The sequence below is a fragment of the Kitasatospora sp. GAS1066B genome, assembly GCF_041262605.1.
In the GTDB taxonomy this organism is placed as follows: Bacteria; Actinomycetota; Actinomycetes; order Streptomycetales; family Streptomycetaceae; genus Kitasatospora.
In genome coordinates this window covers 142,473-154,639 of the sequence record NZ_JBGCCO010000024.1, presented here as the reverse complement: position 1 = coordinate 154,639, position 12,167 = coordinate 142,473, and the positions used below count along the sequence as shown (strand labels likewise).

The window sequence follows — 12,167 nt, the reverse complement described above, 5'->3', positions numbered from 1 at the left end:
TACTGCAGGGGGGACCCTGTGGGAGAGTAGGACGCCGCCGAACAATTCTTCTAGAGAAGCCCTCTTCCTTCGGGAAGGGGGCTTCTCTGCGTTTATCGAGCGGCTTACCGAGCGAAAGTCGGACGGCGCACCACTCCGTAGGAATGGCGCGCCGTCAACAGGTGACCGAAAGGCCGTCGCTCAGGCCTCGGCGGCCCGCCGAGCCGCCTTCGCGGCCGCTTCCTGCTCGTCCTCGGCCTCCGCGACCTCCAGGGTCGGTGCGGTGCCGCCGAGGTGGGTGGGGAGCCACCAGGAGTCGGTGGGGCCGGCCGGCTTGACCGGGTAGTCGCGCTGGGCCCGGTCGAGCATCTCGCTCATCGCGGCCCGCAGTCGCCGGGTGACCATCACCGGCTTGTCCGTGGGCTCAAGGCGAATCGGTTCGCCAATCATGATGGTGACCGGGACGTGCCGCTTGGTCAGGGTCTTCGGGCGGCCCTTGGTCCACAGCTGCTGGGTGCCCCAGAGGATCATCGGCAGCAGCGGGGCGCCGGCGTCGGCGGCCATCCGGGCCGCACCGGTCTTGAACTTCTTCAGCATGAAGGAGCGGCTGATGGTGGCCTCGGGGAAGACACCGACCACCTCGCCCTCGCGCAGCGCGCGCACGGCAGCCTCGTACGCGGGCTGGCCGTCGGTGCGGTCGACCGGGATGTGCTTCATGCCGCGCATCAGCGGGCCGGAGATCGCGTGCCGGAAGACCTCGTCCTTCGCCATGAAGCGGGTCTTGCGGTCACCGCCCCGGTAGGCGCCCAGGCCGGCGAAGAGGAAGTCCAGGTAGCTGATGTGATTGCTCACGAGCACCGCGCCGCCGGTGGCCGGCACGTGTTCGGCACCCACGATGGTGATCCGGCAGTCGAGCGCTTTGAAAACGGTCAGCGCGGCACGGATCACCGGCGGGTATACGAACTCTGCCACGGTCAGCCCTACTTCTACTACGTACGGGCCCTGGCCCGGTGCGGTGGCACCCGGGTCGCCACCGGTGGACCGGGCCCGGGGCGCGGCACGCCGCGGCTGACACGGGTGATTCTGCTGATGATGGTCCCTCGTGGGGGTGCCTTCTGTCACCTGGCCATGCCCCGGTCGCGCGAGATTGTCATCACATCGCTGGGCGGGAGGTCCATCTGGGTCGCGCGCGGGCGTCGCGGGTCGCCACCGCAGGTAGAGCGGAGCCGGCGTCGGCGCCGGGCGCGCGGTAGCGCACACTGGAGCGCGTCACCGGACTGCCGGTGTGCGTCGCGGTGATCGCGCCGGTGAGCGCCTTCGGGTTGTTCCGGGCCCGGTGCGACGGGAGGGTGCGTGCCGTCGCGGGCGCGCGGGAGGGACGAGGACGTGCAGCTGTCCGCCGCCGATCTTGGCGAGGACGTCGAACTGGGGGAGCGGGCCACCCTGGTGCAGTTCTCCACGGCCTTCTGCCAGCCGTGCCGGGCCACCCGCCGGGTGCTCGCCGAAGTGGCCGCGATGGTGGCCGGCGTGGCGCACGTGGAGGTCGACGCCGAGCAGCGGCTGGAGCTGGTTCGCCGGCTGGAGATCCTGCGCACCCCGACCGTGCTGGTGTTGGACGGTGCGGGGCGAGTGGTGAGGCGGGCCGCCGGTCAGCCGCGCCGCGCCGATGTGATCGCCGCGCTCGGTGAAGCGTGCTGAGCGTCAGCGGTGCGCCGGCCGAGCGCGAGCGGTGCGGGAGGAGAGCGCGACGAGAGCGCCGCTCGGGTGCTGCTCGGCGCAGGCCCACGGCCGGACCGAGGGCAACCTGAGGCCGGCTGTCCGAGCTCGGCATTCACCGGTGGGTTGAGCGCCGGAGAAGTCGAGAGCTTCGTCACAATGATCAGGGGGGATAACGCCCTGACATTGCGGCAAGATGTGGGCGACCGGTATTTAGATACTGACGAGTAACCAGAGCGGGATGCTGCCGAGTATGCTGCCGGAAGTGCCGGTCGGGGCAGCAGGAATGCGCTGTCCGTAGCGGGTGCCGCCGGTGCGCACCCGCCCGTCGCACCCGCGGCAGCCGCCGGACGAGACCAGTACAGGAGACAGGCCGTGAGCTTGAGGATCGTTGTCTGTGTGAAGTACGTGCCCGACGCGACCGGTGACCGTCGCTTCGCGGACGACACCACCACCGACCGGGACGCCGTGGACGGCCTCCTGTCGGAGCTCGACGAGTACGGCGTCGAGCAGGCGCTGCGGATCGCCGAGGCGTCCGGTGACGCCGAGGTGACCGTGCTGACCGTCGGCGGCGACGACGCCCGGGACGCGCTGAAGAAGGCCCTCTCGATGGGCGCCGACAAGGGTGTCCACGTCAACGACGACGACATCCACGGCTCGGACGTGATCGCCACCTCCGCGATCCTCGCCAAGGCCCTCGAGAAGACCGGCTACGACCTGGTGGTCTGCGGCATGGCCTCGACCGACGGCACCATGGGCGTGCTGCCCGCGCTGCTCGCCGAGCGCCTGGGCCTGCCGCAGGTGACCCTGCTCTCCGAGGTCGCCGTCGAGGGTGGCGTGGTGAAGGGCCGCCGCGACGGCGACTCGGCCACCGAGCAGGTCGAGGCCGCGCTGCCGGCCGTCGTCTCGGTCACCGACCAGTCGGGCGAGGCCCGCTACCCGTCCTTCAAGGGCATCATGGCCGCCAAGAAGAAGCCGGTCGAGGAGCTCGACCTGGACGACCTCGGCATCGAGGCGGACGAGGTCGGCCTGGCCGGCGCCTGGACCGCGGTCGAGACCGTCACCGAGCGCCCGGCCCGCACCAAGGGAACGATCGTCAAGGACGAGGGCGAGGGCGGCAAGCAGCTCGCCAGCTACCTCGCCGAGCAGAAGTTCATCTGACCCGCCGTCCGGACCCCACGTTCCCTCAGGAGATAAGAAATCATGGCTGAGATCCTGGTCCTGGTGGACCACGCCGACGGCGCCGTCCGCAAGCCCGCCCTGGAGCTGCTCACCCTGGCCCGCCGGATCGGCGAGCCGTCCGCGGTCGTCCTCGGCGCCGGCGCTGCCGCGGCCGACATCGCCGCCAAGGCCGCCGAGTTCGGTGCCGCGAAGGTCTACGTGGCCGACGCCGCCGAGTTCGCCGACTACCTGGTCGTCCCGAAGGTGGACGCGCTGACCCAGATCGCCAAGGCCGCCGACGCCGCGGCCGTCCTGGTCACCTCCTCCGGCGAGGGCAAGGAGATCGCGGCCCGGGTGGCCCTGCGCCTGGGCTCGGGCATCATCACCGACGCCGTCGACCTGGAGGCCGGCGCCGACGGCCCGATCGCCACCCAGTCGGTCTTCGCGGCCTCCTTCCAGGTCAAGTCGAAGGTCTCGCACGGCAGCCCGGTCATCACCGTGAAGCCGAACGCCGCCGCGCCCGAGGCCGCCCCGGCCGCCGGCACGGTGGAGAACGTGACCGTCGAGTTCACCGGCAACGCCGCCAAGGTCACCGCGCGCACCGCGCGGGTCTCCACCGGCCGCCCCGAGCTGACCGAGGCCGCCATCGTGGTCTCCGGCGGCCGCGGTGTCGGTGCCGCCGAGGGCTTCGGCGTGGTCGAGGAGCTCGCGGACGCGCTCGGCGCGGCCGTCGGCGCCTCGCGTGCCGCCGTGGACGCCGGCTGGTACCCGCACAGCAACCAGGTCGGCCAGACCGGCAAGCAGGTCTCCCCGCAGCTCTACGTCGCGGCGGGCATCTCCGGCGCGATCCAGCACCGGGCCGGCATGCAGACCTCGAAGACCATCGTCGCGATCAACAAGGACGCCGAGGCGCCGATCTTCGAGCTGGTCGACTACGGCGTGGTCGGCGACCTGTTCGACGTGCTGCCGCAGCTCACCGGCGAGGTCAAGGCTCGCAAGGGCTGAAATCGAGCGACAACTGAGCGGTCGTCAAGCCGGACTCGTGCCGGCCGGCTGCTCCAGCAGGGCGTGATCCCCCGTCGTGGTGTGGATCACGCCCTGCGGCGTGTGCGGGTCCCGTAGAGTGCCGCCGTGAACCTCTTGACGGCACTTCAGGGTGGGCACGGCGACGCGGCCGACGCGCTGCGGATCGACGGTCGGGCCGTGTCCCGGGAGCGGCTGCTGGGCGCGGCCGGCACCGTGGCGGCCCGGGTGGCGGGCGCGAAGGCGCTGGCCGTGCTGGCCCGGCCGAGCGTCGAGAGCGTGACCGCGGTGGTCGGTGGGCTGCTGGCCGGGGTGCCCGTGGTGCCGCTGCCGCCGGACGCCGGGCCGCTGGAGCGTTCGCACATCCTGCGGGACAGCGGCGCCGAGCTGCTCGCCGGCGAGGGCCCGGCCGTCAAGGACATGGCGTCCGAGGACGGCGTCGAGGCGCTGCCCGTCGACCTCGGTGAGACCAGCGCCGAGCGCTTCCCCGAACCGGCCCCCGAGCGGGCCGCCTTCGTCCTCTACACCTCCGGCACCACCGGGCCGCCCAAGGGCGCGATCCTCTCCCGCCGCGCGGTCGCCGCCGACCTCGACGCGCTGGCCGACGCCTGGGCCTGGACCCCCGAGGACACCCTGGTGCACGGCCTGCCGCTGTTCCACGTGCACGGCCTGGTGCTCGGCGTGCTCGGCGCGCTACGCACCGGTTGCCGCCTGGTGCACACCGGCCGCCCGACCCCCGCGGCCTACGCCGAGGCGGCCGGCACCCTCTACTTCGGCGTCCCCACCGTCTGGTCCCGGATTGCCGCCGACGAGGCCGCGGCCCGCGCGCTGAGCGGTGCCCGACTGCTGGTCTCCGGCAGCGCCCCGCTGCCCGTCCCGGTCTTCGACAAGCTGGCCACGCTCACCGGCCACCAGCCCGTCGAGCGCTACGGCATGACCGAGACGCTGATCACCGTGAGCACCCGGGCGGACGGGGAGCGCCGCCCGGGCAGCGTCGGCCTGCCGGTGGCCGGCACCGAGACCCGCCTGGTCACCGAGGACGGCCGCCCGGTGCCGGCCGACGGCGAGAGCCTGGGCGACCTCCAGGTCCGCGGCCCCTCGATGTTCGACGGCTACCTCGGCAACCCGGCCGCCAACGCCGACGCGTTCACCGCGGACGGCTGGTTCCGCACCGGCGACGTCGCCACCATCAGCCCCGACGGGTTCCACCGGATCGTCGGCCGCGGCTCGGTGGACGTGATCAAGAGCGGCGGCTTCAAGATCGGCGCCGGCGAGGTGGAGGCCGCGCTGCGCGACCACCCGGCCGTCGTGGACGCCGCCGTGGTCGGCGCCCCGGACACGGACCTCGGGCAGGCGGTGGTGGCGTTCGTCATCCCCGACGGCCCGGTGACGGGCGATGAGCTGGCCGCGTTCGTCGCGCAGCGGCTCTCGGTGCACAAGCGGCCGCGCCGGGTCGTGCTGGTGGAGGAGCTGCCGCGGAACGCGATGGGGAAGGTGTTGAAGAAGCGGTTGCTGGAGGGGTAGCGCCGCTGTTGCGGGGGCTCGCCGGCTCACCGCGCGGCGAGTCGGAACTCCTGGCTCCCGAACGCCACCTGGTCCCCCGGCCGTACCGGGACGCCTCCGGTGACGCGGCGGCCGTTGACGTGGGTGCCGTTGGTCGAGCCCAGGTCGTACAGCACCCAGCCGTCGCCGAGGCGGCGCAGTTCGGCGTGCCAGCGGGAGACCGAGACGTCGGTCAGGCGCAGGTCGGAGCCGGGGGCGCGACCGATCCGCAGCTCGGACGGGCCCAGGTGGGGGAGGGTCAGGCCGGGCAGGCGCTCGGTCCGCCAGGCGTTGCGCAGCCGGACCGTGAAGGCGGACAGGCGCCCGACCGCGCGCAGCGCGAAGCGGGCCAGCCGGCCGTCGGACGGCAGGTCGGCGAGGGCGGCGTCCAGCTCGGTGGTGCTGCGGGCGGTGAGGACCAGCTCCATCCGGCGGATGAAGGTGTCGTGCGAGAGCCGGCCGTCCCCGGCGCCCCGTCGCAACACACCCAGCGCCCGTTCGCGGTCGGCCTCCGAGGGACGGGCCTGGAGGTCGCCGGAGGCCACGCCGGTGAGGGGCTCGGGAGCGGTCATGCGCACGATTCTGGGGCGCGCCGGGGTGCGGTGTCCAGAACGGGTGACGTGGGAACCACGGGGTGCTCCGCGACCGTCCACGGCAGGTGGAGACCTGTGCCGTGGCCGGGACCGGGCAGGATGGGGTCGGTCACGGAGTACGAGGAACAGGGCGGTGGATGATGACTGGTCAGGCGCTGGTCGCGGCGGTGGACATCGGTGGGACGAAGATCGCCGGTGCGCTCGTCGGGGCCGAGGACGGCGAGCTGTACCACCGGGTGGAGCGTCCGACCCGGGCCAAGGAGTCCGGCAAGGTGGTGCGCGACGCGCTGGCCGAGGTGGTCGAGGCGCTGGCGGGCACGCCCGAGTGGGCCGGGGTCGAGCTGTTCGGGGTCGGCAGCGCGGGGCCGGTGGACACTGTCCGAGGCACCGTCAGTCCGGTCAACATCCCAGGTTGGCGCGACTTCCCGGTGGTCCGGGAGGTGCGGGAGCTGGCCGGCGGCCGCCCGGTGGTGCTGACCGGCGACGGGGTGGCGATGACCGCCGCCGAGCACTGGCTCGGCGCGGCCCGGGGCTTCGACAACGCGCTCTGCATGGTGGTCTCCACCGGTGTCGGCGGCGGCCTGGTGCTCGGCGGGGCGCTGCACCCTGGGCCGACCGGCAACGCGGGGCACATCGGCCACATCAGCGTGGACCTGGACGGTGCGCCGTGTGCCTGCGGTGGCCGGGGCTGCCTGGAGGGCCTGGCCAGCGGCACCGCGATCGCCGGCCACGCGCTGGCGGCGGGGTGGCGGCCGGCCGGCGGGGCGGGCGGCCGGGCGGACGCCGCCGCCGTGGCCGCGGCGGCGCGCGCGGGTGATCCGCTGGCGCTGGCCGCCTTCGCCCGGGCCGGGCAGGCACTGGCCGCGGGCATCGCGGCGGCGGCGACCCTGGTGGAGCTGGAGGTGGTGGTGATCGGCGGTGGTGTCGCGCAGGCGGGCGAGCTGCTGTTCGGTCCGCTGCGGGAGCGGCTGGGGGAGTACGCGGCGCTCTCCTACGTGCGCGGGCTGCGCGTGCGCCCGGCGGAACTGGCCACCGACGCGGGGCTGGTGGGGGCCGCCTCGGCGGCGCTGCGGGCGACGGCCCGGGCGGGCGAGGGTGCGTGAGACGGGGGTGCGTGCGACGGGGGTGTGAAGGAGGGCGTGCGGAGTGGGCGAGCGGAGCGCGGGAGCGGCGAATGCGCCCTGGTGGGAGCCGAGAAGTGATGGCTCATCAGATCTTCAGGAGTGAGGGGTCGGCCCCGGCGGGTACCACCTCGGATGGTGCCGAGGCGCTCGGCGCGGCGGGGGGCGTCGGTACGGCCGGCGGTGGCCCGGCGTGGCGGCTGCGGCGGCCGTCCGGCGTGGACACCGCCGGGTTCGCCCGAGGTCAGGGGGAATCGTGATCATCTGGGTCAACGGGACGTTCGGCGTGGGCAAGAGCAGCGCCTGCCGTGAACTGGTCGAGCTGCTGCCCGGCAGCACGCTCTTCGATCCGGAGGGCATCGGCGACTACCTGCGCCGGGCCCTGCCGCGCCGCCGGCTGGCCGAGGTCGGCGACTACCAGGACCTGCCGGCCTGGCGCCGCCTGGTCCCCGAGGCGGCCGCCACGGTGCTGGCCGAAGTGCCGGGCGCCCTGGTGGTTCCGATGACCCTGCTGCGCGAGGCCTACCGGGACGAGATCTTCGGCGCCCTGGCGGCACGCGGCCTGACGGTGCACCACTTCGTGCTGCACGCTGAGGAAACGATCCTGCGTGAGCGGATCGGGCGCGACACACGGTTCGCGGACGACCCGGCAGCCGCTGCCGACTGTCGTGACTGGCGCCTGGCCCACCTGCCCGCCTACCAGCAGGCGCAGCCCTGGCTGCGCCGCGACGCCCGCGTGCTGGACACCGCCGAGCTGACCCCCCGTCAGGTCGCGGAGAGAATGGCCGCCCTGGTCGAGGAGGGCGCCGCGCGCTGCCCGATCGTGCGCCCCGCCGACTCGGCGGACGACACGGTGGCGGCGGCGGTGCTGCTCTTCGACGAGGAGGACCGGGTGCTGCTGGTCGACCCGGTCTACAAGCCCGACTGGGAGTTCCCCGGTGGCGTGGTCGAGCGCGGCGAGGCGCCCACGCTGGCCGCCGTCCGCGAGGCCGCGGAGGAACTGGGCCTGCGGCTGGACCCGGAGGCGCTGCGGCTGCTGGCCGTCGACTGGGAGCCGCGCACCGGCCGGCGCCGGGGTGGCATGCGGCTGGTCTACGACGGCGGACGCCTGACGGCCGCTCAGCGCGCCGGCCTGCGGCTGCCGCCGGACGAGCTGCGGGACTGGCGCTTCGTCACCCTCGGCGAGTCCGAGCGGCTGCTGTCGGCCGGCCGCTACCGGCGGCTGGCCAGCGCCCTGGAGGCCCGCGGCGCGGGCACCTCGCACTATCTGGAGGCGGGCCGCCCGGCCGCCACGGGCGCGGGCAGCGGCGGTTAGCGCACGGGTTGCGGCGGGGGACGGCGGCGCCGGCGGTCGGGCGGTGGTGCTGCCGGTCGGGGAGGATGGCCGCATGCCGTTCACCTTCAGCCATCCCGCCGCGGTGCTCCCGCTCCTGCGCGGGCTGCGCGGCAGGGGGCCGCTTGTGGCCTCGGCGCTGGTCGCCGGATCGATGGCGCCGGACCTGCCGTTCTTCGCCGCGTCCTGGTGCCCGGGCCTGTACCGGTGCGGCGCGCCGACCCACCGCTGGTGGGCGGTCGCCACCGTGGACGTGGCGCTGGCCGGGGTGCTGGTGGCCGGCTGGCAGGGCGTGTTGCGGCGCCCGCTGCTCGAACTGCTGCCGCCGGGCTGGGCCGCCCCCGCCCTCGAGGCCACCGCGCGTCGCCCGGGCCGGACCGGCGCCCGGGAGCAGGCGGCATGGTTCGCGCTGTCCGCCGCGCTCGGAGCGGTCAGCCACGTCGGTTGGGACGCGTTCACCCACCCGGGGCGAGCCGGCGGGCGGCTGCTGCCGGTGCTGGAGCGCCGGGTGGCCGGCCTGCCGCTCTGCACGGCGCTGCAGTACGGCAGTTCGGCCCTCGGACTGGCCGCGCTCGGTGGCTGCCTGGCCCGCGAACTCGGTGGCGCGCAGGCCGGCGAACTCGCACGGCCGCCGGACCGGCGAGCGGCCCGGCGGCGGGCCCGCCGCCGGGCGCTGGTCGGCGCCGCCGCGGCGGTCGGGGCTGCCCACCGGCTGGCCCGGGCCGGGCGGGTGCGCGGCCCGGGCGCAGGGCGTGACCCGATCGCCGACCTCTGCTTCGGCGCCGGTGCCGGCGTTCTGGCGGCGGCCGCGGTGCTGGGCGTGGCGGATCTGCTGGGCCCGCCCCGGCAGATCCGCTGACGGTCGCCCGTCAGCCCTGCCACACCTGCGCGTACCGCCGCAGGAAGAGTGCCTCCGAGAGCGCCATCCGCTCCAGCTCCTCGGGGTCCACGCTCTCGTTCACGGCGTGGATCTGGGTGGTCGGCTCCTCCACGCCGATCAGCACGATCTCGGCCTTCGGGTAGAGCGTGCGCAGCGTGTTGCAGAGCGGGATCGAGCCGCCCTCGCCGGCCACCACCATGTCCACCCCGAAGGCCTCGCGCATCGCCGTGCCGAGCGCCTCGTAGGCGGGGCCGGAGGTCTCGGCGAGGAACGGGTGGCCGCCGGAGAGCCGGGTGACGGTGAGCTGGGCGCCCCAGGGCGTCGCCTGCTCCAGGTGGGCGACCAGCGCGTCCTGGGCGGCTTCGATCGACATGCCCGGCGGCACCCGCAGGCTGACCTTGGCCTTGGCGGCGGCCTGCACCGAGGAGGTGGAACCGATCACCGCGGGGACGTCGATGCCCACCACGGTCACCGCCGGGCGGGCCCAGAGCCGGTCGGCGACGTCGCCGGTGCCGATCAGCGTCACGCCGTCCAGCACCTTGGCGTCGGCGCGGAAACGGTCCGCCGGGTAGCTGACGCCGGGCCAGGTCTGGTCGGCGGGCAGGCCGGTGATCGCGGTGCCGCCCTGCTCGTCGTAGAGCGAGGCGAGCAACTTCAGCAGCGCGGCCAGCGCGTCGGGGGCGGCGCCGCCGAAGGCCCCCGAGTGCAGGTTGCCGGCCAGCGTGCGGACCTCGACCGAGACCTCGGTGATGCCGCGCAGCGAGGCGGTGGCGGTGGGCAGGCCGGCGGCGAAGTTGCCGACGTCGCCGATCACGATCGCGTCGGCGGTCAGCAGCTCGGGGTGGGCGATGGCGTACTGCTCCATGCCGCCGGTGCCCTGCTCCTCCGAGCCCTCGACGATCACCTTCAGGTTGACCGGCAGCGTCGGGCCGCCGCTCTCGCGCAGCGCCCGCAGCGCCGTCAGGTGCATCAGGATGTTGCCCTTGCAGTCCGCCGCGCCGCGCCCGTACCAGCGCCCGTCGCGCTCGGTGAGCTCGAACGGCGGGCTGGCCCAGGCCTTCTCGTCCAGTTGCGGCTGCACGTCGTAGTGCGAGTAGAGCAGCACGGTCGGCGCGCCCGGCACCCCGGTGAGCTCGCCGTAGACGGACTGGGTGCCGTCCGGCGTGTCGAGCAGCTGAACGTTCGTCAGTCCCTCGGCGCGCAGCGCGTCGGCCACCCACTGGGCCGCGGCCCGGCACTCCCGCTCCAGGCCGAGCTGTGGGTCGGCGATCGACGGGAACGCCACCAGCTCGGCCAGCTCGTGCCGGGCACGGGGCATCAGCGAGCGGACGGCGGCGGCGAGGTCGGGCGAGGGTTCGGTCATGACGATTCTCCGGAAGCTGGCTGGTTGATCACCTGTGCGACCGAGCATAGGGTGCCGTCCCAGGGCCCGGATGGCGCGGCGCCGCTGGTGGCGCAGGCGGCGCACGGCGGTGCGCCGCATAGGATGACTCGACGTGAGAGACTCCGGTAGCGCCCCCGATGCCAGCCTGCCCGTCGATGTACTGGACGGACTCGCGGCCGAACCTGAAGCTGACGTCGAAGCCGATGACCCGCTCGACGGCGTCTGGGACGTCGTGGTGGTCGGGGCCGGCCCGGCCGGCTCGTCGGCGGCGCACGCCGCAGCCGCGCAGGGCCGCCGGGTGCTGCTGCTGGACAAGGCCGAGCACCCCCGCTACAAGACCTGCGGCGGTGGGATCATCGGACCGTCCCGGGACAGCCTCCCGGCCGACTTCAAGATCCCGTTCCAGGACCGGGTGCACGCCGTCACCTTCGCGCTGAACGGCCGTTTCACCCGGACCCGCCGGTCGAAGCGGATGCTCTTCGGCCTGGTCAACCGCACCGAGTTCGACCTGCGCCTGGTCGAGGCGGCCCAGCAGGCGGGCGCGGTCCTGGTCACCGGCGTCACCGTGACCGGCGTCGAGCAGCAGGGCGGCGCCGACCGCCGCACGGTGGCCGTGACGCTGGCCGACGGGCGCTCGGTGCAGACCCGCGCGGTGGTCGGGGCGGACGGCAGCGCCAGCCGGATCGGGCGGCACGTGGGGGTCACCTTCGACCAGATCGACCTGGGCCTGGAGGCCGAGATCCCGGTGCCCGAGCGGGTGGTGCGCGCCTGGCAGGGCCGGATCCACCTGGACTGGGGCCCGCTGCCGGGCAGTTACGGCTGGGTGTTCCCGAAGACCGACTCCGGCACGCTGACCGTCGGGGTGATCTCGGCGCGCGGTGACGGCGAGCTGACCAAGCGTTACCTGGCCGACTACATCCGCCGCCTGGGACTGTCCGGCTTCACGCCCGCCGTCGAGTCCGGTCACCTGACCCGCTGCCGGGCCGAGGACTCGCCGCTCTCGCGCGGCCGGGTGCTGGTGGCCGGTGACGCGGCCGGACTGCTGGAGCCGTGGACCCGCGAGGGCATCTCCTACGCGCTGCGCTCGGGCCGGCTGGCCGGCGAGTGGGCGGTGCAGGTGGCCGAGGCGGGCAGCCCGCCGGAGGTGCGGCGGCAGGCGCTGAACTACGCCTTCGCGGTGAAGGCGGGCCTGGGCGTGGAGATGCGCGCGGGCAAGGTGATGCTGGCGGCCTTCGAGCGCCGGCCGCACCTGTTCCACCTGGCGGTCTGCGTGATCAACCCGGCCTGGCAGGCGTTCGCCCAGACCACCCAGGGGCACACCACGTTCGGCCAGATCCTGCGGCAGTACCGGGCCGCCCGGCGGCTGGCGGCGATGGCCTCGCGGTAGGGCGCGGAGCTCGACCGCGTACGCCGTACTCCCGGGGGAGTACGGGTG

At 74.4% G+C, this 12,167-nt stretch carries 10 protein-coding genes and 1 pseudogene; 8 read left to right on the top strand and 3 right to left on the bottom strand.

All coding sequences use genetic code 11. From position 1 onward, the window contains the following. Positions 1–180: 180 nt before the first annotated feature. Entirely contained in the window at positions 181–951 is a 771-nt protein-coding gene (locus ABH937_RS25905; protein ID WP_370219647.1) for a lysophospholipid acyltransferase family protein, read from the bottom strand. A gap of 377 nt (positions 952–1,328) precedes the next feature. On the opposite strand from ABH937_RS25905, the pseudogene ABH937_RS25900 reads away from it, so the two are divergent. The 4 genes and pseudogenes from ABH937_RS25900 (at position 1,329) to ABH937_RS25885 (ending at position 5,403) form a co-directional block, all read left to right on the top strand. Next, positions 1,329–1,677 (top strand): annotated as a pseudogene (locus ABH937_RS25900) (TlpA family protein disulfide reductase). Between the two features lie 393 nt (positions 1,678–2,070). Then, complete coding sequence (locus tag ABH937_RS25895; protein ID WP_280694227.1) at positions 2,071–2,856, top strand: electron transfer flavoprotein subunit beta/FixA family protein; 786 nt, start codon at positions 2,071–2,073, stop codon at positions 2,854–2,856. A gap of 42 nt (positions 2,857–2,898) precedes the next feature. Next, positions 2,899–3,861, top strand: coding sequence for an electron transfer flavoprotein subunit alpha/FixB family protein (locus ABH937_RS25890; protein WP_280694226.1), 963 nt, complete (start codon positions 2,899–2,901; stop codon positions 3,859–3,861). Positions 3,862–3,987: 126 nt separating this feature from the next. Beyond that, positions 3,988–5,403 carry an acyl-CoA synthetase gene (locus ABH937_RS25885; protein ID WP_370219646.1) on the top strand — a complete coding sequence of 472 codons (1,416 nt, stop codon included), beginning with the start codon at positions 3,988–3,990 and terminating at the stop codon, positions 5,401–5,403. Positions 5,404–5,429: 26 nt separating this feature from the next. On the opposite strand, the gene ABH937_RS25880 is transcribed toward ABH937_RS25885, so the two are convergent. Beyond that, the gene (locus ABH937_RS25880; protein WP_370219645.1) at positions 5,430–5,993 is read right to left on the bottom strand and encodes an FHA domain-containing protein; all 564 of its coding nucleotides are present in this window, start codon (positions 5,991–5,993) and stop codon (positions 5,430–5,432) included. Between the two features lie 158 nt (positions 5,994–6,151). Between ABH937_RS25880 and ABH937_RS25875 the strand changes: the two genes are divergently transcribed. The 3 genes from ABH937_RS25875 to ABH937_RS25865 all read left to right on the top strand — a co-directional run bounded on the left by ABH937_RS25875 (position 6,152) and on the right by ABH937_RS25865 (position 9,327). Further along, positions 6,152–7,117 (top strand): ROK family protein, encoded by a 966-nt coding sequence (locus tag ABH937_RS25875; protein ID WP_370219644.1) that lies wholly within the window; start codon positions 6,152–6,154, stop codon positions 7,115–7,117. A gap of 274 nt (positions 7,118–7,391) precedes the next feature. Next, on the top strand, positions 7,392–8,450 hold the full coding sequence (locus tag ABH937_RS25870; RefSeq protein WP_370219643.1) for an NUDIX domain-containing protein: 1,059 nt from the start codon (positions 7,392–7,394) through the stop codon (positions 8,448–8,450). A gap of 73 nt (positions 8,451–8,523) precedes the next feature. Continuing rightward, positions 8,524–9,327 (top strand): DUF4184 family protein, encoded by an 804-nt coding sequence (locus ABH937_RS25865; protein ID WP_280694221.1) that lies wholly within the window; start codon positions 8,524–8,526, stop codon positions 9,325–9,327. Between the two features lie 10 nt (positions 9,328–9,337). Here ABH937_RS25865 and ABH937_RS25860 read toward each other — a convergent pair whose 3' ends face one another. After that, positions 9,338–10,711 carry a dipeptidase gene (locus ABH937_RS25860; RefSeq protein WP_280694220.1) on the bottom strand — a complete coding sequence of 458 codons (1,374 nt, stop codon included), beginning with the start codon at positions 10,709–10,711 and terminating at the stop codon, positions 9,338–9,340. 181 nt (positions 10,712–10,892) lie between these two features. Between ABH937_RS25860 and ABH937_RS25855 the strand changes: the two genes are divergently transcribed. Then, positions 10,893–12,119 carry a geranylgeranyl reductase family protein gene (locus ABH937_RS25855; protein ID WP_280694232.1) on the top strand — a complete coding sequence of 409 codons (1,227 nt, stop codon included), beginning with the start codon at positions 10,893–10,895 and terminating at the stop codon, positions 12,117–12,119. Positions 12,120–12,167 lie beyond the last annotated feature (48 nt).

Bases quoted from the DNA above. Each gene is read 5' to 3' on its own strand.
- ABH937_RS25890 (WP_280694226.1), top strand. From the start codon at position 2,899: ATGGCTGAGATCCTGGTCCTGGTGGACCACGCCGACGGCGCCGTCCGC.
- ABH937_RS25880 (WP_370219645.1), bottom strand. From the start codon at position 5,993: ATGACCGCTCCCGAGCCCCTCACCGGCGTGGCCTCCGGCGACCTCCAG.
- ABH937_RS25875 (WP_370219644.1), top strand. From the start codon at position 6,152: ATGATGACTGGTCAGGCGCTGGTCGCGGCGGTGGACATCGGTGGGACG.
- ABH937_RS25865 (WP_280694221.1), top strand. From the start codon at position 8,524: ATGCCGTTCACCTTCAGCCATCCCGCCGCGGTGCTCCCGCTCCTGCGC.
- ABH937_RS25860 (WP_280694220.1), bottom strand. From the start codon at position 10,711: ATGACCGAACCCTCGCCCGACCTCGCCGCCGCCGTCCGCTCGCTGATG.